The organism is Streptomyces flaveolus (assembly GCF_000716535.1).
GTDB classification, from domain to species: domain Bacteria; phylum Actinomycetota; class Actinomycetes; order Streptomycetales; family Streptomycetaceae; genus Streptomyces; species Streptomyces flaveolus_A.
Map to the genome: position 1 here is coordinate 38,950 of NZ_JNWV01000002.1, position 23,077 is coordinate 62,026.

The 23,077-nt window shown below is 74.5% G+C and carries 23 protein-coding genes; 10 read left to right on the plus strand and 13 right to left on the minus strand.

The window, feature by feature from the left end; translation table 11 throughout:
- Positions 1–463 precede the first annotated feature (463 nt).
- Together OO52_RS01555 and OO52_RS01560 are read right to left on the minus strand one after the other, a co-directional pair.
- Positions 464–1,612, minus strand: a complete 1,149-nt coding sequence (locus OO52_RS01555; protein ID WP_030639825.1) for an FAD-dependent oxidoreductase — start codon at positions 1,610–1,612, stop codon at positions 464–466.
- The gene (locus OO52_RS01560) at positions 1,609–2,313 is read right to left on the minus strand and encodes a TetR/AcrR family transcriptional regulator (protein ID WP_030639822.1); all 705 of its coding nucleotides are present in this window, start codon (positions 2,311–2,313) and stop codon (positions 1,609–1,611) included. The genes OO52_RS01555 and OO52_RS01560 overlap by 4 nt, the downstream gene beginning before the upstream one ends.
- Before the next feature lie 137 nt (positions 2,314–2,450).
- Here OO52_RS01560 and OO52_RS01565 point away from each other — a divergent pair, with 137 nt between their 5' ends.
- Entirely contained in the window at positions 2,451–3,464 is a 1,014-nt protein-coding gene (locus tag OO52_RS01565) for a LacI family DNA-binding transcriptional regulator (RefSeq protein ID WP_030639820.1), read from the plus strand.
- Between the two features lie 39 nt (positions 3,465–3,503).
- Here the strand turns inward: OO52_RS01565 and trxA are convergent, their stop codons facing one another.
- Entirely contained in the window at positions 3,504–3,908 is a 405-nt protein-coding gene (trxA, locus tag OO52_RS01570; RefSeq protein ID WP_030639818.1) for a thioredoxin, read from the minus strand.
- Between the two features lie 140 nt (positions 3,909–4,048).
- Here trxA and OO52_RS01575 point away from each other — a divergent pair, with 140 nt between their 5' ends.
- Positions 4,049–5,479, plus strand: coding sequence for a dihydrolipoyl dehydrogenase family protein (locus OO52_RS01575; protein WP_030639816.1), 1,431 nt, complete (start codon positions 4,049–4,051; stop codon positions 5,477–5,479).
- A gap of 8 nt (positions 5,480–5,487) precedes the next feature.
- Here the strand turns inward: OO52_RS01575 and OO52_RS01580 are convergent, their stop codons facing one another.
- The gene (locus OO52_RS01580) at positions 5,488–6,132 is read right to left on the minus strand and encodes a peptide deformylase (RefSeq protein WP_030639814.1); all 645 of its coding nucleotides are present in this window, start codon (positions 6,130–6,132) and stop codon (positions 5,488–5,490) included.
- Positions 6,133–6,265: 133 nt separating this feature from the next.
- Between OO52_RS01580 and OO52_RS01585 the strand changes: the two genes are divergently transcribed.
- Genes OO52_RS01585 through OO52_RS01595 form a run of 3 tightly spaced genes read left to right on the plus strand, consistent with a single transcriptional unit; the run spans position 6,266 to position 9,055 of the window.
- Positions 6,266–7,666, plus strand: a complete 1,401-nt coding sequence (locus OO52_RS01585) for a PepSY-associated TM helix domain-containing protein (protein ID WP_030639812.1) — start codon at positions 6,266–6,268, stop codon at positions 7,664–7,666.
- A 48-nt stretch (positions 7,667–7,714) separates the two neighbouring features.
- Complete coding sequence (locus tag OO52_RS01590) at positions 7,715–8,113, plus strand: BlaI/MecI/CopY family transcriptional regulator (protein ID WP_030639810.1); 399 nt, start codon at positions 7,715–7,717, stop codon at positions 8,111–8,113.
- A 6-nt stretch (positions 8,114–8,119) separates the two neighbouring features.
- Positions 8,120–9,055: a M56 family metallopeptidase gene (locus OO52_RS01595; RefSeq protein WP_030639808.1), complete on the plus strand. Its 936-nt coding sequence runs from the start codon at positions 8,120–8,122 to the stop codon at positions 9,053–9,055.
- A 131-nt stretch (positions 9,056–9,186) separates the two neighbouring features.
- Here the strand turns inward: OO52_RS01595 and OO52_RS01600 are convergent, their stop codons facing one another.
- From OO52_RS01600 to OO52_RS01615, 4 genes are all read right to left on the minus strand, one after another.
- On the minus strand, positions 9,187–9,636 hold the full coding sequence (locus OO52_RS01600; RefSeq protein WP_030639805.1) for a winged helix DNA-binding protein: 450 nt from the start codon (positions 9,634–9,636) through the stop codon (positions 9,187–9,189).
- Positions 9,633–10,121: a MarR family winged helix-turn-helix transcriptional regulator gene (locus tag OO52_RS01605; RefSeq protein ID WP_030639803.1), complete on the minus strand. Its 489-nt coding sequence runs from the start codon at positions 10,119–10,121 to the stop codon at positions 9,633–9,635. Before OO52_RS01605 ends, OO52_RS01600 begins: the two co-directional genes overlap by 4 nt.
- 111 nt (positions 10,122–10,232) lie before the next feature.
- Positions 10,233–11,069, minus strand: coding sequence for a cytochrome c oxidase assembly protein (locus tag OO52_RS01610; protein WP_030639801.1), 837 nt, complete (start codon positions 11,067–11,069; stop codon positions 10,233–10,235).
- Positions 11,069–11,629, minus strand: coding sequence for a DUF2243 domain-containing protein (locus tag OO52_RS01615; protein ID WP_030639800.1), 561 nt, complete (start codon positions 11,627–11,629; stop codon positions 11,069–11,071). The genes OO52_RS01610 and OO52_RS01615 overlap by 1 nt, the downstream gene beginning before the upstream one ends.
- A gap of 272 nt (positions 11,630–11,901) precedes the next feature.
- On the opposite strand from OO52_RS01615, the gene OO52_RS01620 reads away from it, so the two are divergent.
- Positions 11,902–12,759, plus strand: coding sequence for an MBL fold metallo-hydrolase (locus OO52_RS01620; RefSeq protein ID WP_030639798.1), 858 nt, complete (start codon positions 11,902–11,904; stop codon positions 12,757–12,759).
- Between the two features lie 30 nt (positions 12,760–12,789).
- Here OO52_RS01620 and OO52_RS01625 read toward each other — a convergent pair whose 3' ends face one another.
- Positions 12,790–14,448, minus strand: a complete 1,659-nt coding sequence (locus OO52_RS01625; protein WP_030639796.1) for a catalase — start codon at positions 14,446–14,448, stop codon at positions 12,790–12,792.
- A 275-nt stretch (positions 14,449–14,723) separates the two neighbouring features.
- Here OO52_RS01625 and OO52_RS01630 point away from each other — a divergent pair, with 275 nt between their 5' ends.
- Positions 14,724–15,422 (plus strand): chaplin, encoded by a 699-nt coding sequence (locus tag OO52_RS01630; protein ID WP_030639795.1) that lies wholly within the window; start codon positions 14,724–14,726, stop codon positions 15,420–15,422.
- A 410-nt stretch (positions 15,423–15,832) separates the two neighbouring features.
- On the opposite strand, the gene OO52_RS01635 is transcribed toward OO52_RS01630, so the two are convergent.
- Positions 15,833–17,188 (minus strand): hypothetical protein, encoded by a 1,356-nt coding sequence (locus tag OO52_RS01635; protein WP_037628381.1) that lies wholly within the window; start codon positions 17,186–17,188, stop codon positions 15,833–15,835.
- 113 nt (positions 17,189–17,301) lie between these two features.
- Between OO52_RS01635 and OO52_RS01640 the strand changes: the two genes are divergently transcribed.
- Positions 17,302–18,567: a molybdopterin-dependent oxidoreductase gene (locus tag OO52_RS01640; protein ID WP_030639790.1), complete on the plus strand. Its 1,266-nt coding sequence runs from the start codon at positions 17,302–17,304 to the stop codon at positions 18,565–18,567.
- A gap of 313 nt (positions 18,568–18,880) precedes the next feature.
- On the opposite strand, the gene OO52_RS01645 is transcribed toward OO52_RS01640, so the two are convergent.
- From OO52_RS01645 to OO52_RS01655, 3 genes are read right to left on the minus strand one after another with little or no spacing between them, the layout of a single operon-like run.
- Complete coding sequence (locus OO52_RS01645; protein ID WP_030639786.1) at positions 18,881–19,669, minus strand: class I SAM-dependent methyltransferase; 789 nt, start codon at positions 19,667–19,669, stop codon at positions 18,881–18,883.
- Positions 19,670–19,697: 28 nt separating this feature from the next.
- Positions 19,698–20,330: a TIGR04282 family arsenosugar biosynthesis glycosyltransferase gene (locus OO52_RS01650; protein WP_030639785.1), complete on the minus strand. Its 633-nt coding sequence runs from the start codon at positions 20,328–20,330 to the stop codon at positions 19,698–19,700.
- Positions 20,327–21,037, minus strand: coding sequence for a glycosyltransferase family 2 protein (locus tag OO52_RS01655; RefSeq protein ID WP_030937980.1), 711 nt, complete (start codon positions 21,035–21,037; stop codon positions 20,327–20,329). Before OO52_RS01655 ends, OO52_RS01650 begins: the two co-directional genes overlap by 4 nt.
- A 115-nt stretch (positions 21,038–21,152) precedes the next feature.
- Between OO52_RS01655 and OO52_RS01660 the strand changes: the two genes are divergently transcribed.
- Together OO52_RS01660 and OO52_RS01665 are read left to right on the plus strand one after the other, a co-directional pair.
- On the plus strand, positions 21,153–21,935 hold the full coding sequence (locus OO52_RS01660) for a response regulator transcription factor (protein ID WP_234337828.1): 783 nt from the start codon (positions 21,153–21,155) through the stop codon (positions 21,933–21,935).
- A 1-nt stretch (position 21,936) separates the two neighbouring features.
- The gene (locus tag OO52_RS01665) at positions 21,937–23,046 is read left to right on the plus strand and encodes a sensor histidine kinase (RefSeq protein WP_030639780.1); all 1,110 of its coding nucleotides are present in this window, start codon (positions 21,937–21,939) and stop codon (positions 23,044–23,046) included.
- Positions 23,047–23,077: the final 31 nt, after the last annotated feature.

Below are 23,077 nucleotides of genomic sequence, written 5' to 3' on the forward strand. Positions count from 1 at the left end.
ATCGCCGCGCCCGGCCGGGCCGAACGGGCCTGCTGGGGGTCGCCGCGCTCGGCTATGTCGTCTCACCCCGCTGGGGAATCGCCGCACCGGGTCCAGCCGCGTCGGGCCGCGCCGACCCTCGTACCCGGTCCAGTCGCCCGGCCCGCCCGGCCCGCTCAGCCCCCGGCACCGGATCCAGTGGCCCCGGCCCGCGCCGACCCCCGTACCCGGTCCAGTCGCCTCGGCCCGCCCGCTCAGCCCCCGGCACCCGGTCCAGTCGCCTCGGCCCGCTCCAACCCCGGCACCTGCCCGAGCCGCCTCGGCTCGCTCGGCCCCTCGGCACCCGGCCCAGTCACCTCGGCCCGCTCGGCCCGCTCGGCCCGCTCAGCCCCCGGCACCTGCCCGAGCCACCTCGGCCCCGGCACCTGCCCCCGCCGCCCCAGCCCGCTCGCGCCCACGCGCCCCCCACGGCAAGCCCGCCAGCTCAGTCCTCCTGGCCGGTGAACAGGTTCACCAACCCCTGGGGCGCGTCCGTGCGGAACAGCAGGGACTGGCTGTGGGCGGATTCCGTCGCGGAGGCCTCGGCGCGCGGGAACATCCGGGACTCGTAGGCGGCCAGCGCGGCCTCCGTGTCGCCGGGGTGCGCGGCCAGGGCGAGGCCCAGTTCGGCGCCGTCGATCAGGGCGAGGTTGGCGCCCTCGCCGGCGAACGGCGACATCAGATGGGCCGCGTCGCCGAGCAGGGTCACCCCGGGCACCCGCTCCCAGCGATGCCCGGCCGGCAGGGCGTGGATGCGGCGGGGCACCAGCGCGCCGTCCGCGTCCGCGACCAGCGCCCGCAGGCTCGCGTCCCAGCCGTCGAACTCCTTCAGCACGGCAGCCTTGGCCGCCTCGGTGTCGGTGAAGTCGATGCCGTCCAGCCAGTCCTCCGGAGCCACCACGGCGGCGTACACATGCAGGCTGCCGTCGGTCTCACGGTGGGCGAGGAAACCGCGGCCGGGGCCGAGCGCGAAGAGCATGCCGCCGCCGACCACCTCCGCGCTCACCGGATGCCGCACATCCGCCTCCCACAGATCCACCTCCACGAACGACACACCGGTGTACGCGGGCCGGGCCGCGGAGACCAGCGGGCGCACGCGCGACCAGGAGCCGTCCGCGCCGACCAGCACATCGGTGGTGAACTCGGTGCCGTCCGCGAGCGTCACCCGGTGCCGGCCGCCGTCCAGCGGGCGCGCGCCGGTGACCTTGGCGTCCCAGCGCACCGTGCCGGCGGGCAGGGAGCCGAGCAGTAGGTCGCGCAGATCGCCCCGGTCTATCTCGGGCCGGCCGCCGGTGCCGTCGTCGGGCTCCGCCAGCCGGACCGTGCCGTCCTGGTCGAGGACCCGCAGGGCCTGGCCGCCGGAGTGCACCCGGGTCAGGAACTCCTCGTGCAGGCCGGCGGCCCGCAGCGCCTCCTGGCCGGTGTCGTCGTGGATGTCGAGCATGCCGCCCTGGACCCGGGCGTCCGCCGACGCGTCCAGGTCGAACAGCGCGGCCTCGACGCCGTGCACGTGCAGCACGCGGGCGAGCGTGAGTCCGCCGAGGCCGGCGCCGACGACGGCGACGGGGTGGTGGGGGAGGGAACCGGTGGTCACGTGGCCTCCTGGCCTTCGGTGGGTACGTCGGTCGGTGCGGGGGTCGGTACGGCGGTTCGCTCGATGCCGTTGATCAGCGTCTGGAAGGTCCACGACAGACGGGCCTCGGGCGTGCCGGACAGCAGCGCGTCGGCGCCGGCGGCGATGTGCGGATGGGTCGCGGCGGGCGCCTCGCGCAGGGCCCGCGCAGCGGCCTGCCAGTCGCCCTGGGGCTGCTCCCCGGCGTGCTCGGCGGCGGTCGCCGTGGCGTGCTGGAGCAGCAGGTCCACGCCCCAGGCCGCCTGGGCGAGCGGCACCCCGCCCGCCTGGAGCAGCTCCAGCAGGGTCTCGACCAGGCGCAGGTAGTGCGGTCCGCTCGGCCGGGCGGTCAGCGCCGAGCGAGCGAGGGAGGGGTGCTCCAGGAGCATCGCGGTGTAGTCGGTGAGCACCCGCTCCAGCCGCTCCCGCCAGCTGCCCCCGGCCGGTGCCGGGCCGACCGTGCCGAGCAGTTCGTCCAGGACGGCCGCGTGCAGTTCGTCGGTGTTGCGGACGTACACGTAGAGCGAGGCCGGGCCGGTGTCGAGTTCCTGCGCGAGCCGTCGCATCGTCACCTTGCGGAGCCCTTCCGTCCGCAGGATCGCGACGGCGGCGGCGATGATGCCCTCCCGGGTCAGGGCGGGTTTGGCGGGACGCTCCCGGCGGGAGCGGGGGGCAGCGTTCATGCCCTCACGATAACGAACATGTTCGTTCCGAACAAGTTCGGCACGAACGTGTTCGTCAAGAGATGTACGAACGCCCTCTTTGTCGAACGATGAACCACCTTGCCCCGCCCGCTCCCGGCCCCGACCCCTCTGCCAAGATGCGGTCTGTCATGGTGCAGATACCGAACACGCCCACGAGTGCCGACGTGGCCCGCCTGGCCGGCGTCTCGCGCGCGACCGTCTCCTACGTCATCAACAACACCAGCGCCGTACGGATCAGCGAATCCACCCGCCGACGCGTGCACGAGGCCGCCCGCGAGCTGGGATACGTCCCCCACGCCGCCGCCCGCAGCCTGCGCGCCGGACACAGCCGTATGGTCCTCATGCCCGCCCCGGTGATCCCGGTGGGACCCCTCTACAGCCGGTTCCTGAACGAACTCCAGTGGGCGCTGGGCCGCCTCGACTACACCGTCGTCCAGTACGGCAGCGTCGGCCTGGAGGGAGACGAGGCCGCCCGCGCCTGGGCGGAACTGCGGCCGGTGGCCGTCCTGGTACCCGGTGCCGGTCTCGGCCCGCAGGGCGTCGCCGTGCTCAAGCGGTCCGGCGCCCGGGCCGTGGTCACCCTCGGCCCCGGCCGCGTCGAGGGAGCGCACGCCCTGCTGATGGACCACGACGCCGTCGGCCACTGCGCGGGCGCCCACCTGTACGCCGGCGGGCGGCGCCGGATCGGTGTCGTACTGCCAGGGGAGCCGGGACTGGAGGCCTATTCACGGCCCCGGCTCGCCGGCGTGCGCGAGGCGCTGCGGGGCACGGACGCCACCGTGACGGAGCTGCCGCTCGCCTACACCGAGGAGGCCGCCGCCGAACTGGCCGCCCGCTGGACCGAGTCCGGCCTGGACGCGGTGTTCGCCTACAACGACGAGTACGCGATGCTGCTCATGCGCGCCCTCCAGGACGAGGGCGTACGCATCCCCGAGGACGTCGCCGTGATCGGTGCCGACGACCTGATGCTGGGGCGGCTGCTGCGGCCCCGGCTCAGCACGGTCCACATCGAACTGCCCTCCGGGCGGTACCTCGCGGAACTGGTCGACCGTGCCGTGCGCGACCCGGGCGGAGAGCCGGAGGTGCACACCGTGCTGGGAGCCTCGGTGATCCGGCGCGAGTCCAGTTGATCCGGCCCCGCACGCGGTGTCACCGCGGCCCCGCACGTGTTACTGCTGCGCCTGTCCCGGCTGCTCCTGCGCCTGACCCTGCTCCTGCTGGGCGGCGATGTCCTTGCGGACCTCGTCCATGTCGAGCTTGCGGGCCTGCCCGATGAGGTCGGCGAGCATGGGCGCGGGCAGGGCGCCCGGCTGGGCGTAGACCGCGACCTGGTCGCGCACGATCATCAGCGTCGGGATCGACTGGATGTCGAAGGCGGCGGCCAGCTCCGGCTGCGCCTCGGTGTCCACCTTGGCGAAGACCAGGTCGGGGTTCTCCTCGGCGGCCTTCTCGTAGACGGGCGCGAACGACCGGCAGGGCCCGCACCAGGACGCCCAGAAGTCGATGAGAACGAACTCGTTCTCCGTGACCGTCTGGTCGAAGTTCTCCTTGGTCAGCTCCACAGTGCTGCTCATGGCGTGATTCCCTCTTCCTGGTGTGGGGTGTGCCGACGTCGCAAACACGGCCACCGCTCCGGCTATTCCACCCGTGCACGCCCGTGTTCCGCGCGCGTACCCATGTGGCCACGGCGCACACCACCCACCAGACTGACCCCATGACGGAAACGGAATCCATCGCTTACGACGTCGTGGTGATCGGGGGCGGGCCCGTGGGGGAGAACGTCGCCGACCGCACCCGCGCGGCCGGCCTCACCACGGCGCTCGTGGAGAGCGAACTGCTCGGCGGCGAATGCTCGTACTGGGCGTGCATGCCCAGCAAGGCCCTGCTCAGGCCGGTCATCGCACAGGCCGACGCCCGCCGCCTGCCCGGCCTCGCCCAGGCGGTCCAGGGCCCGCTCGACGCCCCGGCCGTGCTGGCCCGCCGGGACTACTTCACCGCGAACTGGAAGGACGGCGGCCAGGTCGCCTGGCTGGAGGGCACCGGCGCCGTCCTGTACCGCGGCCAGGGCCGGCTGGCCGGGCCGCGCACGGTCACGGTCACCGGCCCCGACGGCACGGTCACCACCCTCACCGCCCGGCACGCCGTGGCCGTGTCCACCGGCACCCGGGCCCAGCTGCCCGACCTGCCCGGACTGGCCGAGGTCAAGCCCTGGACCAGCCGTGAGGCCACCAGCGCCCAGGCGGCCCCGGGCCGGCTGATCGTCGTCGGCGGCGGCGTCGTCGCCACCGAGATGGCCACCGCCTGGCAGGCCCTCGGCTCCCGGGTCACCATGCTGGTACGCGGCAAGGGCCTGCTGAACCGCATGGAGCCGTTCGCCGGTGAACTGGTCGCCGAGGCCCTCACCGAGGCGGGCGTCGACCTGCGCACCGGCACCTCCGTGGAGTCCGTCAGCCGCGAGAACGGCACGGTCGTGGCCGTCACCTCCGCCGGCGACCGGATCGAGGGCGACGAGATCCTCTTCGCCACCGGCCGCGTCCCGCACACGGACGACATCGGCCTGGAGACCGTCGGCCTGGAACCCGGTTCCTGGCTGGACGTCGACGACAGCCTTCGGGTGACCGGCACCGACTGGCTGTACGCGGTCGGCGACGTCAACCACCGTGCCCTCCTCACCCACCAGGGCAAGTACCAGGCCCGCATCGCGGGCGCCGCCATCGCCGCCCGCGCCGCCGGGAGCACGGTCGCGGAGGAGCCCTGGGGCGCCCACGCCGCCACCGCCGACCACCACGCCGTCCCCCAGGTCGTCTTCACCGACCCGGAGGCCGCCGCGGTCGGGCTCTCCCTCGCCGAGGCGGAACAGGCCGGTCACCGGGTCCGTGCCGTCGACGTGGAGTTCTCCTCCGTCGCGGGCGCCGGCCTGTACGGCGACGGCTACAAGGGGCGCGCCCGCATGGTCGTGGACCTGGAGGACGAGATCCTGCGCGGGGTCACCTTCGTCGGCCCCGGCGTCGGTGAACTCATCCACTCGGCCAGCGTCGCGGTCGCGGGACACGTCCCGGTCAGCCGGCTGTGGCACGTCGTCCCGTCGTACCCGACGCTGAGCGAGGTGTGGCTGCGGCTGCTGGAGGCCTACCGGGACAACTGAACCGCGGGCTACGGCAGTTCGAAGCCCAGGGCCTCGGCCGCCGCCTCCGGCGTCGGCTGGGCCCACAGGGCCGCCACCGCCTCGTTGGTGGACAGCGAGCGCAGCTCCGCGCGGTCCAGGTAGAGCGTGCCGTCGAGGTGGTCCGTCTCGTGCTGGACGATCCGGGCCGGCCAGCCGGTGAACACCTCGTCCAGCGCGCGGCCCTGTTCGTCCGCGCCGCGCAGCCGCACCTCGGCGTGCCGGGCCACCACCGCCTGCCAGCCCGGCACGCTGAGGCAGCCCTCGAAGAAGGCGGCCGTGGCGCTGCCGACGGGCTCGTACGAGGGGTTGACCAGGACCCGGAAGGGCTGCGGCACCCGGCCCCGGGCGACCGCCACCTCCTCGGGCACCGGCGCCGGGTCCTCGATGACCGCGATCCGCAGCGGCACACCGACCTGCGGGGCGGCGAGGCCCACGCCGGGGGCCGCGCGCATGGTGACGCGCAGGGCCTCGACGAACCGGGCCAGCAGCGCGGGGCCGAGCTGGCCGTCGTACGGCTCGGTGCCGCGCCGCAGCACCGGCTGTCCGGCCGCGACGATGGGCAAGGGGCCGCCGGCGGCGAGGAGTTCCTCGACCCGCTCGGCGAGCGGTGCGTGATCACGGGGAGGTGCCATCGCGTCAGGATGCCACGCCCGCCCGCCACCCCCTGTGGCACAGCTCACCAACACCCCGGGGAACTCAGCCCTTTCGCGGTCCGACTACTGGACCGCCCTCGCTTTTCGCGCCGAGTCCCGGAGAAGCCCGCCGATGACCACCGTTCCCTCGACCACCCCGGCCGAGGCGTCCCGCCCCGCCACCCGCGGCCGCTGGGCACCCCTGCGCCCCCTCGTGCTGCGCCTGCACTTCTACGCCGGCGTGCTCGTCGCGCCCTTCCTGCTGATCGCCGCCGTCACCGGCCTGCTGTACGCGGGCTCCTTCCAGGCCGAGAAGCTCGTGTACGGCCATGAGCTGACCGTTCCGGCCGGCGAACGCGAACTGCCCGTCTCCGCCCAGGTGGCCGCCGCCCGCGAGGCCCACCCGGAGGGCACGGTCGCGGCCGTCCGCCCATCGCCCGAGGCCGGCGCCACGACCCGGGTGCTGCTCACCGGGGTGAGGGGCGTCGACCCGGAGCACACCCTCGCCGTGTTCGTGGACCCGTACACCGGTTCGGTCCGTGGCGCCCTCGAACAGTACGGCGCGACGGGCGCGTTGCCCCTGCGCACCTGGATCGACGAGCTGCACCGCGATCTGCACCGGGGAGAGACCGGCCGGCTCTACAGCGAGCTGGCCGCCAGTTGGCTGTGGGTGATCGCGGGCGGCGGCCTGGTGCTGTGGTTCTCCCGGCGCCGCGCCCTGCGCAGGGTGCGCGGCACCGGCGGCCGGCGCCGCACCCTCGGCCTGCACGGCACCGTCGGCGTCTGGACCGCCGCCGGGTTCCTGTTCCTGTCCGCGACCGGCCTGACCTGGTCGGCGTACGCCGGCGCGAACATCGACGAGCTGCGCACCTCGCTCGGCCAGGCCACCCCGTCCGTCTCGGCGGCCGCGACCGGTGGCGACCACGCGGGCCACGGCTCGGCGGCGTCCGCCGGCGGCACGGCGGAGCACGGCGTGGGCCTGGACCGGGTGCTCGCCGCGGCCCGCGCGAAGGGGCTCGGCGACCCGGTGGAGATCGTGCCGCCCGCGGACGCCGGCAGCGCCTACGTGGTCAGGCAGATCCAGCGGAGCTGGCCCGAGAAGCAGGACTCCGTCGCCGTCGACCCCGCCACCGGCCGGGTCACCGACGAACTGCGGTTCGCCGACCACCCGGTGCTCGCCAAGCTCACCCGCTGGGGCATCGACCTGCACACCGGCGTCCTCTTCGGGCTCGTCAACCAGATCGCCCTCGCGCTGCTCGCGCTCGCCCTGATCCTGCTCGTCGTCTGGGGCTACCGCATGTGGTGGCAGCGCGGCCGGGGCTCCGCCTTCGGCCGGCCCGTTCCGCGCGGCGCCTGGGCGGGGGTGCCGCCGCACCTCCTCGTCCCGGCGCTCGCGGCCGTCGCCGTGCTCGGCTGGTTCGTGCCGCTGCTCGGCGTCCCGCTGGCCTGTTTCCTCGCCGTCGACATCCTCCTCGGCGAGCTCGCGCACCGGCGCGGGCGCCGCACCTACGGAAGTGTCAGTGGCGTGAAGTAGCGTGGAACGGCGGGTGAGCGAGCGAGGGAACACGGGGGAGGACCGGAGATGACGAGGGAAGACGGCCGGGCCCGGCGGCGCGGGCAGGGGGAACTGGAGGGTCAGGTCCTCGGCGCGCTGCGCGAGGCGGACGGACCGGTCACCGCGGCCTGGGTGCAGCAGCGCCTCGGCGGCGACCTCGCCTACACCACCGTCGTCACCATCCTGACCCGGCTGCTCGCCAAGGACGTCGTCTCCCGCGAACGGCACGGCCGGTCCTTCCTGTGGACGCCGACGGCCGACGTGGCCCGGCTGGCGGCGCTGCGCATGCGCCGCCTGCTGGACGGCGAACGGGACCGCGAGGCGGTGCTGGCCAGCTTCGTCACCGCGCTGCCGCCCGGCGACGAACAGGTGCTGCGGGCCCTGCTCGACATCCCGGGCCCGGACGCCGGCGGCACGGAGGACTGACCGCTCATGGGGGTCTTCGTCTTCCTGCCGCTGGTGCTGCCGCTGTCCGCGTGGCCCGTCGCCCGGCTCGCCGAGACCCGGCTGCACCCGCGCACCGCCACCCGGCTGCTGACCGCGGTCGCCGTCGTCATGGCCTGGTGCAGCACCTTGTGCCTGGCCCTGCTCATGGTGGTCGGCACCGCCCAACTGCCCGGCAACCCGCTGCCGGACGGCTGGTCCGACCCGGAGGTGCGGGCCGCCGTCCCGCACGACGAGGTGGCCGGCCGGGCCGCCATCCCCGCGCTCGCGGTGGTCGCCGCCGCCGGCGCCCGCACCCTGTGGCGGCACCGCCGGGTCACCCGCCGCGCCCGCCGCGCGCTCGACGGGGTACCGGGACCCACGGTCGCGGTCCTCCCGGACAGCACGCCCTACGCGTACGCCCTCCCCGGCGGCCGGGGCCGGGGCCGGATCGTCGTCACCACGGCCCTGCTGGACGGCCTGGCACCCGCCGAGCGGCGCGCCCTGTTCGCCCACGAGCGCGCCCACCTGACCGCCCGTCACCACCGCCACCTGCTCGCCGCGCACCTGGCGGCCCGCGCCAACCCCTTCCTGAGACCGCTGCGCACCGCCGTCGTCTACACGGCCGAGCGGTGGGCGGACGAGGAGGCGGCCCGCGCGGTCGGCGGCCGGCGCACGGTCGCCCGCGCCATCGGCAAGGCGGCCCTGCTGTCCCCGCGCACACCGGTGCCGACCGTGGCCGCGCTGGCGGCGACCGGTCCCGTGCCGCGCCGGGTGGCCGCGCTGCTGGCCCCCGCGCCCGTGGCCCGGACGTGGCCGTCGGCGTTCACCTCGGTCGGCCTGGCCGCCTGGGGTGCCGCCGCCGGGGCGCTGGTGTCGGCGATGTCGTCGGCGAACTCGGCCGTCACCCTCTTCCTGATCCTGCACGCGGCGACACCGCTGTGACGACAAAGGGGCCGGGACGGCTGTGCCCGGACCGCGTGGCCTGGTGCCGGTTCGGTCCGCGGGCACCCCGGAACCGTTCGAGTGCCCGAGAGGGGACGGCCGCGCTGCCGCCTCTCGGGTGACGGGTGGCCCTACCGCTGCCGCAGGCCGGCCAGCTCCGCCTCCGCCCGCTCGGTGAGCAGGGTGAGCACGCGGCCGGCCACCGCCCGGTCCTCCTCGGCGATGCCCGCGTACAGCCGGGCGGAGACCATCGCGGCCTCGGCGGAGCTGGTGGCGTACACCGCACGCCCCGCGTCCGTGAGGCGCATGGCCGAGGGCCCCTCGGGGGCGAGCAGGCCGGCGGCCGTCAGGTCCTCGATCGCGCGCCCGGCGTCGCTCTCGTCGGCCTTCACCGTGCCGACGACGCCGTCCACCAGGGCGGCCCGCTCGACCGGCCCGTCCGAGAGGGCCGCGAGGCGCAGGGTGACGGACTGGAGGAAGGAGATGCCGTGGGGGGAGAGGACGCGCTCCAGGACGGCGCGCAGGGCGTAGTGGGCGAGGCCGATGCCCCGGCTGTCGACGCGGGGTGCGGTGGTGGTCATGACTGCTCCGTCTCGTGATCGGTGGTGCCGAACGGGTCAAGCGGTGCGTCGAGCAGGGCCGTCAGTTCCCGGGTGAACGTCCGGGCGCGCGGGCTGTCGGGCCCGCCGAGGGGTGCCAGAAGCTGGCCGAGCAGTCCTTGGACGACGTCGATCGCCTTCCGGGTCGTCTCGCGGCCCCGCTCGGTGAGGGCGAGCTGGACCGCCCGCGGGTCGGCCGGGTCCCGGGTGCGTTCGAGGAGGCCGGCCGCTTCCAGGCCCCGGGCCAGTTTGGAGACGTACAGGGCCTCCAGGCCGGTGTGGTCGGCGAGACGGCGCTGGCTGGGACGCAGCCCGGAGCGCTGCATGCCGTACAGCGACGCCACCAGGGAGTACTGCGCGTGGGTCAGTCCGAGCGGGGCCACCGCTCGGTCCACCGCCACCCGCCACTTCATCGACAGCCGCCACACCAGGAAACCGGGCGTTGCTCCTTCGGACACCTTGCTCATGGCAGATACGGTACATGGCTACTATGTACATGGCTACTAAATTCTGTCCCTGACCCCGCCCCAACCCTGGCCATGTCGACCGGCGTGCCTACCGCACGCCCAACCGCATGTCTACCGCGCAGGGCGCACCACGCGCCCCGCGAGCGCGCCGCGTGCGGGACGCCACGTGGTGACCAGGGCCGCCGCCAGCAGGAGTTCGGCGATGTCACCGCCGTAGTACATGATCTCGGCAGCGCCCTGGACCTCGGGGACCGGAGCGCTGACGGCCACCCGGAAACCGCCGTACATCAGTTGCGCGACGCTCGCGTGCGCGGCGATGGCGCAGCCCAGGCAGACCAGCCGGGTGCGCACACCGGGACGGGCCGGGGCGGGGTCGGGCCCGGCGACGGCGTGCGCGAACAGACAGCCCGCCAGCAGGAAGTGCGCGTGCAGCAGCCAGTGCCCGGCGGGGTGGGCCGTGACGGCGTCGTAGAGCGGGGTGAAATACAGCAGCGCGAGACTGCCGGTGGACAGCAGCAGGCCGGTCACCGGGTGGGCGAACAGGCGGGCCGGGCCACTGCGCAGGAACGCGGTGAGGCGACGGGCGTGGGGCGCGGGCAGGGCGCGCAGCACGAGGGTCGTCGGGGCGCCGAGCACCAGGGCGAGCGGCGCGTACATGCCGATGAGCATGTGCTGGGCCATGTGACCGCGGAAGTCACGGTGGGCCAGGGCGGCGACGGGAGGCAGCAGCGCCGCCGCCAGCAGGAGGAGACCCACGCAGAAACCGGCCGTCCGCCAGGGGCTCCAGCCCCGCACGGGGTTGCGGCGGCGCACCCGGCGCGCCAGCAGCAGATAGCCGCCCGCGCACGCCAGCAGGGCCAGGACCGGGAGCACGACCTCCAGCGCGCCGCCGCCCTCCGCGTGATGCGGGTGCGTGTGCGCGGGCATGTGCGCGGTTCCGTGGCCCATCAGACGGCGTGTCCCGGCCGTGCGGCGCGGGGCGCGGCCGGATCGAAGGGCCGGGCGCCGTGCCGCAGGAGCGCGCCGCCCGCCAGCAGCAGCGCGCCGAGCACCAGGAAGCCGATGTCCCACCACACCTGGTAGGGGCCGCCGTGGACGTGGTGGATGCCCAGGACGTGATGGTCGAGGACGCCCTCCACGAGGTTGAACAGGCCCCAGCCGGCCAGGACCCAGCCCCACAGCACCCGTGAGGCCCACACCTGGCGCCGGCCGGTGGTCACCCGGGCGTACAGGACGGCGAGGCCGCCGAGGACGGCGAGCCAGCACACCGTGTGGAAGACGCCGTCCCACACGGTGTTCATCTCCAGCCCGGAGACGGTGCGGGGGTCGTAGTACTTCACCCCGATGCGGTCGTGGTCGGTGCCGGTGAGCATGTGGTGCCACTGCAGGAGCTGGTGCAGCAGGATCCCGTCGACGAATCCGCCGAGTCCCACTCCCAGGAGCAGGCCGGGGAGTCGGAGACTGGGCGGCGCGGTCTCGGCTCCGGTCTCGCGCGCGGTGGTCGTCATCGCTCCTCGTCTCGGTCGGTTCCTCGTCGGTTCCTCGGTCGAGCGGGTACGGCAGCGGCTGCCCTACGAGAGCTACCAGCTCCCCGGCTCCACCGCTGCGGCACGCTCGGCCATCTGTACGGAGGCGGGGTACGGCGACGAACCGGCCGGCCGGAACACGTCCTCTCATGCTGTCCGTCCGCCAGGGGTACCCGGCCGGCACGGGAGGAACCCGGCACGCCCGCGAGGGTGCGGGTGCCTGCGACGGCTCGGACGGAAGGGCGACGGAACCCATGCCCGGTACCACGGACCCACCCACCGACGACACGGTCGACCTGCACTTCCTCGGCAACGCGACCGTTCTGCTGCGCTACGGGCCGCTGACCCTGCTCACCGACCCGAACTTCCTGCACCTCGGCCAGTACGCCTACCTCGGCAAGGGCCTGCTGAGCCGGCGCCTGACCGAGCCCGTCCTGGAACCGGAGGACCTGCCCCGCCTCGACGGGATCGTGCTGTCCCATCTGCACGGGGACCACTGGGACCGCCGGTCCCGACGCCACCTGGACCGCTCGGTGCCGGTGCTCAGCACCCCGCAGGCCGCGCGTCGCCTGAAGGTGCTGCACGGACGCGAGAGAGTGGCCGGACTGCGCACCTGGCAGGAACTCACCCTCCGGCAGGGCCCGGTCCAGGCCACCGTCACGGCGCTGCCCGGACGGCACGCCGGACATCCGGTGCTGCGAGGACTGCTGCCCCCGGTGATGGGCAGCATGATCGAGTTCGGCCCGGCGGGCGGTCCGCCGAGGCTGCGGCTGTACGTCTCCGGCGACACCCTGCCGTACGCCGGCCTCGACGAGATCACCCGCCGCTTCCCGGCCGCCGACCTGGCCGTCCTGCACCTGGGCGGCACCCGGCTCCCCGGCGGCTTCGTGGTCACCATGGACGGCCGGCAGGGCGCGGAACTGTCCCGGCGCCTCGCTCCCCGCGCCGTCCTGCCCGTGCACTACGAGGAGTACACGGTGATGCGCTCGCCCCTGTCCGCCTTCCTGACCGAGGCCGACCGGCTCGGCCTCGGCGACCGGATCGTGCGCTGCCCGCGCGGGCGCCACGCCCGGCTCGCGGCCGAGCCGGGGGCGGCGCCCGTCGTGAGCTGACCGGCCTTCCGGGCCGTCAGCGGTGCGGGCTCAGCGGCTCACCTCATGGCGCGCGTCCGGAACGCAGTGCGTCATGGTCAGGCCCTCGACGTTCCGCGGCGGGTTCTTGCCGAGGTTCGCCAGCCGCTCCTTGTCCTCCTCGGTGAGGTCCTGGCTGGCCAGCGGCTCCAGGTCCGCGACGTCCTCCGGGCGGATGCCGAGGCCCTCGCCGACCCGCAGCCCCAGGTCGTTCTCCACCAGCAGGAAGTGCCACACCATCCGCTCCTGGACGGACCGGTCGCACCGGGAGAGCTGACCCACCAGGTTCCGCACCAGGTCGTCGCGCTCCCACTGCTCCATGAGCAGGTACCGCTGACCCGCCTGGAGATAGTCGTTGGTGCGGGGGATGCGCTTGCGGGTGAGCCGGCCCCGGACCTCGGGCCCCTGCTCGTCGTGGACCGGGTACTCCGCCTCGCGCAGGCCGCCCCGGATCGACGGCTCGTAGTTGACGCTCGGATTCTCCCCGCCGCCGTCGACGTGGTACGTCATCAGCCCGTCGCGCTGGTTGGTGCGCACCTGGGCGTTCTTCGCCTGGTTGACCGGCAGTTGGAGGTAGTTCGGGCCGACCCGGTAGCGCTGGGTGTCGCTGTAGGAGAAGGTCCGGCCGACGAGCATCTTGTCGTCGGAGAAGTCCAGGCCGTCGACGAGTACGCCCGTGCCGAAGGAGATCTGCTCGTTCTCCGCGAAGAAGTTCTCCGGCATCCGGTCCAGCACCATCCGGCCCACCGGCCTGGGCGGGAACTCCTGCTCCGGCCAGGTCTTGGTGTCGTCCAGCGGATCGAAGTCGAGTTCGGGGTGCTCGTGGTCCTCCATGATCTGCACGAGCAGCTCCCACTCGGGGTACTCGCCCCGCTCGACGGCCTCGTACAGGTCCTTGGTGGCGTGACCGAGGGAGCCGGCCTGGACGTTGGCCGCGTCCTCCTCCGTCATCGAGCGCACGCCCTGTTTGGGCATCCAGTGGTACTTGACGAGCACGGTGTTGCCCTCGGCGTTCACCCACTTGTACGTGTTCACGCCGAAACCCTGCATGTGGCGGTAGTCGGCGGGGATGCCGCGCGGGCTGAACAGGTTGACCAGCATGTGCATGGCCTCGGGCGTCTGCGACATGAAGTCGAAGATCCGGTTCGGCTTCTGCTCGAAGTCCACCGGGTCCGGCTTCAGGGCGTGGATGACGTCCGGGAACTTGATGGCGTCGCGGATGAAGAAGACGCCCAGGTTGTTGCCGACGAGGTCCCAGTTGCCGTCCTCGGTGTAGAACTTGACGGCGAAGCCACGCGGGTCGCGCGCCGCCTCGGAGGAGTCACGGCCGCCGATGACGGTGGAGAAGCGGACGGCGACGTCGGTGCGCTGGCCGCGCTCCTGGAACAGCTTCGCGCGCGTGTAGCGGCCGATCGGCTCGTCACCCCAGGCGCCGTACGCCTCGAAGTAGCCGTACGCCGTCACGCCGCGGGCGTGCACCACCCGTTCGGGGATGCGTTCCCGGTCGAAGTGGCTGATCTTCTCCAGGAACTGGTAGTTCTCCAGCGTCGCGGGGCCACGGGCGCCGACGGTGCGCTGGTTCTGGTTGTCGTAGACGGGGTGGCCCTGTCGGTTGGTCAGGATCCTCCGGTCGTCTCCGGAGGCGGGACCCGTGCGTGCTACGTCTGTCATGTCGAGGGCTCCTAGAAACGGGAGAGGCGATACGACAAGCGTCGCCACGACCACCGGCCGAGTACCCGAAGGCGCGCGGCCATGCCCGTACCGAACCCCCGTACGGCTCTCGGGCGCGACGGCCGCGTGAACAGGCCCGCCGACCGCCGTATAGGGCAAAAGGCTGAAAAACCACAACTTGCATGTTTACGGCGGCGTTGCCTCCGGTGCGGGTGAGTGCCCGCAACCGTGTCTGGAAGGGCAGGGAACCGATGAAACGGGCTACCCGAAACAGTGTGATCGCCATCGCCGCCGCGTCCGGCGCGATGGCAGTGGCGGGACCGGTGCACGCCGACTCCGCCGCGGACGGGTCCGCGAGCGGCTCGCCCGGGTTGATCTCGGGCAACGGCATCCAGTTGCCGGTGCACCTCCCGGTGAACGTCTGCGGGAACACCGTGAACGTGGTGGGGCTGCTCAACCCCGCCATGGGCAACACGTGCGTCAACAAGGGCGGCGGCGGGGGGAAGGAACAGCCCGCGGCGCCCAGCGGGGCGACGTCCCACGCCACCACGAAGGACTCGCCGGGCGTGATCTCCGGCAACGGCATCCAGTTGCCGGTCGACCTGCCCGTCAACGTCAGCGGCAACAGCGTGAACGTGGTCGGAGTGGGCAACCCAGTCTTCGGCAACACGTCCGCGAACGTCCCGGACGACCACCCCGAGGTGCCCGGCCGGACCACCACCCCGCCCAAGCCGCAGGAACCGCCCACGCGGGTCACTCCGCCGCCGGTGCGTTCCGAGCCCCCGCGGCCGCAGGAACCGCCCGTCACCCACCCGGCGCCGAAGCCGACCCCGCCCGTCGTACGGCACGGCAGCCTCGCGCACACCGGAACGGAGACCACCTGGGCGGCGGCCGCCGCGAGCCTGGCCTCACTGATGGGCGGAACGCTCCTGTACCGCCGCTTCCGCACGGGGAAACCCAGCCGGGAGGCATGAGCCCCGACGCGACGAGGCACCCTGGCCGGCAGAGTTCCGGCCGGGGAGCCGGCGGCGGTTCCTGACGGGGCGCACTCGGCTCGGTGACGCCCGGGTCAACGGCCGCCCAGCGGGTCGGGCCCTCTCGGCTCGGTGACGACCGGGCGGGGCCGGGAGCACGCTCGGTCGCACGGCCGAAGCAGCCAGGGCACGCGGTCATGACGGGCCGTGTCTGCTTCCGCCGGGCGATCGGGCAGACCTCTGGGCGGTATCGGCTTCACGCCGGGCGATCGGGCACCCTCCGCCCGGTGTCGGCTTCACGCCGGGCGATCGGGCACCCTCCGCGCGGTGTCTGCTCCACGCCCGGCGAGGCGGCCTGCGCGAGCCGGTGGCCGCCTCGCCCCCACCGGCAGACCCACCGGCCGGCCGGTTCACCATCCGGTGAGCAGCAAGTGGTTCAGCAGGAGTGCGAGCGTCGCCTGGGCGGTGAGCCAGACGCGTGGGCGGGGGAGGAGTGCGCAGGCCGGGAGCAGCCACATCGCGAAGGGCAGCCAGATGCGTTCCGTCTCGGCCTTGCTCATGCCGGACAGGTCGGCGGCCAACAGGGCCACCAGGGCCGCCGCCACGAGGAGGGCGAGTCTGGTCTCCGCCGACGGGGCCGCGCGGTGCCGGGCGAGTGGCGTGGCCGTCCGCCGTAGCCCCGCCGCCGTGGCCAGGCCGGTGACCAGCACCGTGCAGGCCAGGTTGGCCCACACCCAGTAGCCGTAGGGGCGGATGCCGCCGACACCCTGGTAGTAGCGCGTCACCAGCAGCCGGTACCCCTCCCACCAGTCGAACCCGGCGAGCGTGAACGCCGTCGGGACGACCGCCGCCCCGGCCGCGAAGAGGACCGCGAGGACCGGCCGCGTGTGGCCCCGGTGCCGTCCCGCCACCAGCACCGCCGCACCGATCAGCGCGAAGAGCGCGAGGCCGTACGAGAGGTAGCAGGTCAGGCCGTACAGCAGTCCGCTGCCCGCCGCCCAGACCACGGACCGGCCGGTGACCGCGAGGGCCAGCAGCGCCACCGACCAGGCGGCGACCGCCGCGAAGTACCCGTCGGCCGAGGCGCCCACCCACACGGCGGCCGGGGCCAGGACGAGGAACGGCGCCGCCCGCCGGGCCAGGCGCTCGTCGGCCAGCGCCCGCACCGCCACCAGCACCGCCACGCAGGCGGTCGCTCCCACGGTGACGCACCAGGCACCGGCCCAGCCGCCGCCGCGCAGCCCGGCCCGGTCCAGGAGGACGAAGGTGACGGTGGCCGCCGGGGGATGCCCGGCGATGTGCGCGGGCCAGGGGTGGGGAGATCCGCTCACGATGTGGTGGGTGAAGCCGCGCAGCGCGGCCGGGAGGTCGTGGAACCGGCCGATCACCGTCAGGTACTCGTTGCGGGTGGTGAGCCGCCCGGCCACCCCCCGCTGCCAGCCGTCGACCAGCGCCAGCGACCACGTCCAGGCCAGTGCCGCGGCCCAGGCGGCGGGGAGCAGCCCCCGCCACGGCAGCCGTGCGGCGACGGCCGGCCCGTACGCCACCACGGCGACCGCCACCAGGACGGCGGCCGGAGTGCCCGGGCCCAGGTGCGGGTCCCAGTCGGCGAACAGCGGCGGCCAGTGCACGAACAGGGTGCGCCGGGTGTCCTGGATGTGCCGGCCGACCAGCACGGCGACGAGGACGAGCAGGGCGGCGGCCGACGCGGCACAGAGATCGGCGCGCAGGCCGGCGTACCGGTCACGGAGGGGAGCCTGGGTCACACCGGAACGCTAGGGCGCCGATCGGGGGAACGAGGGGACCGACGGCCCGACGTCAGCGTTTCGTCATGGGTCACGGCCCCGGTCAGGGGGCGCTTCCGGCCTAACGTCGGAGCATGCGAGACGACGACCCGCGGCTCCCCTCCTCGCCCGGCTTCTGGCGCAGCCCACTGCGCGGCCCGTGGTTCACCTCGGTGCTCGGCATCGTGCTGCTGGCGGGCATCACCGTGCTGTTCGTGACGGGCCTGGTGTCCTACGCCGCCTACAACCCGGGCCTCGCACGGGTGAACGACCAGACGCCGGAGAAGGGGATCCTGGGCTCCTACCTCTTCGCCTGGCCGACGAACCCGTACTGGCTGTACCGGCTCACCCAGGGCCTGCACGTCACCCTCGGCATCACCCTGATCCCGGTGCTGCTGGCCAAGCTCTGGTCGGTCGTGCCGAGACTGTTCGCCCTGCCCCCGGCCCGCTCGCTCGCACACGCCCTGGAGCGGATCTCCCTGCTCCTCCTCGTCGGCGGCGGGCTGTTCGAGTTCACCACCGGCGTCCTCAACGTCCAGCTCGACTACGTCTTCCCCGGCTCCTTCTACCCGCTGCACTTCTACGGCGCCTGGGTGTTCTTCGCCGCGTTCGTGGCACACGCGGCGCTGAAGCTGCCGACCGCCGTACGGAGCCTGCGCCGACGGCGCGAAGAGCGCGGGGAGCCCGTGTCCCGCACGCCGGAGCCGGGGGAGTTGGTGTCCCCCCGCCCGCTGCCGCCGACCGTGACCCGGCGTGGGGCGCTGTGGTTCGTCGGGGGCGCCTCGTTGCTGCTCCTGGTCACCACCGCCGGCCAGAGCATCGGCGGCGTGCTGCGGCGCACCGCCCTGCTCGCGCCGCACGGCGGGGCCGACCCCGGCAGCGGGCCGAACGGTTTCCAGATCAACAAGACGGCCGCCTACGCCGGGATCGACGCGGCGGAGACCGGAGAGGACGCGTGGCGGCTCGTCGTCACCGGCCGCACCGGAACGGTCCGCCTCAGCCGCGCCCAACTGCTCCGGCTGCCGCTGCACAGCTCGGCGCTGCCCATCGCCTGCGTCGAGGGCTGGTCGACGGACGACCAGTGGTGGCGCGGGGTGCGGCTGCGCGACCTCGCCGCGCTCGTCGGGTACGACGGCGACCCGCCGGATCTGTTCGTGGAGTCGCTCCAGCGGCACGGGGCCTTCCGCCGGGCCGCCCTGCGCGCCAACCAGGTGGCCGACCCGCGCTCCCTGCTCGCCCTGTACGTCAACGGCGAGGACCTGTCCCCCGACCACGGCCACCCGGCGCGGATCATCGTGCCCGCGGCGCCCGGTGTGCTCAACACCAAGTGGGTGGCCCGGCTGACCTTCGGAGACCTGTGATGCGCCCGCGCCCGACCCTCGGCAGCCCCTTCCAGATCCTGCTGCTGGCCTGCTCCTTCGCGCTCGCCGGTTATGCCGGCGTCCGGCTGTTCGCGGGCGACTGGCAGGGGGTCGCGCTGTGGCTGGTGGGCGCGGCGCTGTTGCACGACCTCGTCCTGCTGCCGCTGTACGCGGTGGCGGACCGGGCGGTCGTCCGCGCTCTGCGCGTCACCGGGCGGCGGGAAGGGACGATGTACGTCCGGGTCCCGGCCGCCCTGTCCGGACTGCTGCTGCTCGTGTGGTTCCCGCTGATCACCGGCATGGTGGACCGGCCCTACCGGTCCGCCACCGGCCTGTCGACGGACGGCTTCCTCGCCCGCTGGCTGCTGATCAGCGCGGCGCTGTTCGCCGGCTCGGCGCTGCTGCTGGCGCTGCGGGAGCTGCGGGTGCGCAGGGCGACGAAGCGGCGCCCGCCGGCCGTCCACTGACCGACGGCGCGCCAGCCCGCCCGGCCCGCGTACCGCAGCAGGGCCGGGGTGCCGAGCCGCGCCCACGGGAAGACGCCGGCGCCGCCCGTCCCCGCGCCGGTGTCGCCCCATTCCGCGCCGGTGCCGTCGACGACCTGCACCTCGGACAGTTCGTCGACGTCCACCGCGGCCGTCTCGGCGATCAGCAGACCGCCGGGGCGCAGCAGCCGGGCCACCCGGCCCAGCAGGGCGCGCGGGTCACCGCCGATGCCGACGTTGCCGTCCATGAGCAGCACGGTGCCCCAGCGGCCCTCGCCGGGCAGCGGCTCGAACACCGAGCGCCGCAGCGCCTGGCCGCCGAGCCGCACGGTGTGGTCGACGGCGGCCTGGCTGACGTCGATGCCGAGGACCGTTCGGCCCCGGGCGGCGAGCTCCGCCACCAGCCGCCCCGGTCCGCAGCCGACGTCGAGCACGGCACCCTCGCACCGGTCCAGCACCGCACGGTCGACCGCGTCCGCCCGCGCACACCACCGCTCGACCTCCAGCGGCAGCAGCCAGCCGTCGGTCCGGCGCAGGAAGAGCGGACCGCGCCCGGCGCGCAGGGCGACGGCGTAGGGATCGGCCCCGGCCCAGGAGACGGCCGGCGGGGTGTTCATCGCCCCTCCCGAGCCCGGTACCGGCCGGTCATCGCCCCGCCCCGGGTCCGGCGGAGCGCGCGGTGCACCGGGCCAGGCGGGCGGCGAACCGGCCGTGCGGCGCCCGGGCGGCGACCGCGACCGCGTCGGCGGCCGTGTCCACGTCCCGCAGCCGGGGCAGCTCGCGCACCCGCAGCCCGGCGGCCACCAGCCGCCGCCGCTGGACGGCACCCGTCCACCGCGTCGACATGGGCACGCCCCGCAGCAGAGCCGGGTCGGGCTCGGCCAGCCCCAGGGCCCAGAAGCCGCCGTCCTCCGCCGGGCCGAAGCACGCGTCGTACGCCTCGAAGTCCACGGTGAGCAGCTCCGGGGTCACCTGCGGGGTGTCCATGCCGATGAGCAGAGCGGGACCGGCGCACCGCGCGAACGCGTCGGCCAGCCGCAGGTCCAGCCCGCCCGCGCACTGCGGTACGACGTCGAAGCCGGGCGGCAGCCAGGGGCCGGGCCGCCCGTCCAGCACCAGGACGCGCCGGGTGGCGGGGGCCGCCGCGACGGCGTGCAGGGTGTCGGCGAGCGAGGCCTCGGCGAGCTGGGCCGCCTCGGCGGGGCTGAACGGCGGGGTGAGCCGCGTCTTGACCCGCCCCGGCAGCGGTTCCTTGGCGATCACGAGCAGCGTGGTCACGGTGCGGTCCTCCCGCCGGCCGGGGGCTCCGCCAGCACGCGGCTCATGTCCCGCACCGCCTGCCAGGTGCCGCGCCAGGTGCCCGTGACCTTGGAGGCGCCGGTGCGCGGCAGGTACGGCACGTCGTGCTCGGCGATCCGCCAGCCCGCGTCGGCCGCGCGCACCACCATCTGGAGCGGATAGCCGCTGCGCCGGTCGCTGAGGCCGAGCGCCAGCAGCGGCTCCCGGCGGGCGGCGCGCAGCGGGCCGAGGTCGTGCAGTCGTAGCCCGGTGCGGCGGCGCAGCAGCCGGGCGAGCGCGAAGTTGCCGGCCCGGGCGTGCGCGGGCCAGGCACCCCGGGTGCGCGCACGCCGCCGGCCGAGGACCAGGTCGGCCCGGCCGTCGAGGACTTCCCGGACGAAGGGCACGAGGTGCCCGGGGTCGAGGGAGGCGTCGCAGTCGCAGAAGCAGACGACGTCGGCGGTGGCCGCGGTCAGCCCGGTGTGGCAGGCGGCGCCGAAACCGCGCCGGGGCTCGTGCACGACGGTCGCGCCGAGGGCGCGGGCGATGTCCGTCGAGCCGTCGGTGGAGCCGTTGTCGACCACGAGGGCGCGCCAGCCCGCCGGGATCCGGGCGAGCACCCAGGGCAGGGCCTCCGCCTCGTCCAGGCAGGGCAGCACCACGTCCACGCTCGCCGATGAGGGGGATGAGGGGGTCACGCCGTTCACCCTACGAATGCGAACCGGGCATATCGGGCCGGCGCTGCTTACGAAACGCGGACGTCCGGGCCGGGACCCGGCCATGCGTGCGACACCTGCCACGGCCCGGTGCGAGGCTGGAGGCATGCAGCAGCCGCACGTGCCCGCCGGGCGCCCAGCCGTGGACGGGACCGCACCCGACACCGCCGCACCGGCTTACCGGTCCGCTCCCGGTGCCGCCCGGATCCTGGTCGTGGACGACGACACGACCGTCGCCGAGATCGTCGCCGGATACCTCGGCCGCGCCGGATACGTGGTCGACCGCGCCGCCGACGGCCCCGCCGCCCTCAACCGCGCCGCCGCCCACTGGCCGGACCTGGTGGTGCTGGACCTGATGCTGCCCGGCATGGACGGCCTGGAGGTCTGCCGACGGCTGCGCGCGCGGGCTTCCGTCCCCGTCGTCATGCTCACCGCCCGCGGCGACGAGGACGACCGCATCACGGGTCTGGAGGTCGGCGCCGACGACTACGTGACCAAGCCGTTCAGCCCCCGCGAACTGGTCCTGCGGGTGCAGTCGGTGCTCCGCCGCGCGCTCCCCGGGACGGGTGCCGGCCCGCTGACCGCGGTCGGCGTCACCGTCGACCCGACGGCCCGCCGCGCCACCAAGAACGGCACCGAACTCGCCCTCACCCTCCGGGAGTTCGACCTCCTCGCCTTCTTCATGCGGCACCCGGGGCGGGCCTACAGCCGCGAGGACCTCATGCGTGAGGTGTGGGGCTGGGACTTCGGCGACCTGTCCACCGTGACGGTCCACATCCGCCGGCTGCGCGGCAAGGTCGAGGACGACCCGGCCCGGCCGCGCCTGATCCAGACCGTGTGGGGCGTCGGCTACCGCTTCGAGCCGAGCGGCGCGGAAGAGGAGGGCTGACGTGCGCGACATCGTCGTCATCGCCCTGCTCGCCTTCGCCGGGGCCGCCGTCACGGGCCTGGCCGGGGCCACCGCGCTCCGGCTGCTGCGGCGCCGCTCGCTCACCGCGTCGCTCGCCGTGATCGCGGCGGTCGGCGTGGGCGGCGTGCTGGCCGGCACCCTCGCCGTCGCCTGGGCGATGTTCCTGTCCACCCACGACCTGACCGTGGTGACGACGGTCGTCGCCATGGCGGCCGTGGTCTCCCTGGCGACCGCCCTGATACTGGGCCGCTGGGTCGTCGCCCGCAGTCACGAACTCGCCATGGCGGCCCGCTCGTTCGGCGAGGCCGGTGACTTCGCCGCCCCCAAGGGCCCGGCCACCGCCGAACTGGCCGAACTGAGCCGCGAACTGGCCGCCACCAGCGCGAGACTCGCCGAATCCCGGAAACGGGAACGCCTGCTGGAGACCTCACGCCGGGAACTCGTCGCCTGGATCTCCCACGACCTGCGCACCCCGCTCGCCGGTCTGCGCGCCATGTCGGAGGCCCTGGAGGACGGCGTCGCCGACGACCCCGGCCGCTATCTGAAGCAGATCCGCACCGAGGTCGAGCGCCTCAACGCCATGGTCGGCGACCTCTTCGAACTCTCCCGCATCCACGCCGGCACGCTCCCGCTGAGCCCGTCCCGGATCTCGCTCTACGACCTCGTCGGCGACGCCCTCGCGGGAGCCGACCCGCTCGCCCGCGCCCACGGCGTACGGCTGGTCGGCGACCGGGTGGAGCCGGTCCCGGTCGAGGTCGACGCCAAGGAGATGAGCCGCGTCCTGGGCAACCTGCTGGTCAACGCGATCCGCCGGACGCCGGCCGACGGAACCGTCGCCGTCGCCGCCGAGCGCTCGCCCGACGGTGTGGTGCTCTCCGTGACGGACGGCTGCGGCGGCATCCCGGAGGAGGACCTGCCCCGCGTGTTCGACACCGGCTGGCGCGGCACCCACGCCCGCACCCCGCCGGCCGGCGCGGGGCTGGGCCTCGCCATCGTGCGCGGCATCGTGGAGGCCCACCAGGGCCGGGCCACCGTACACAACATCCCCGGCGGCTGCCGCTTCGAGGTCACGCTTCCGCCGGCCCACTAGGGCTTCCGGCAGCCCCCTGGGGAAGGCCTCC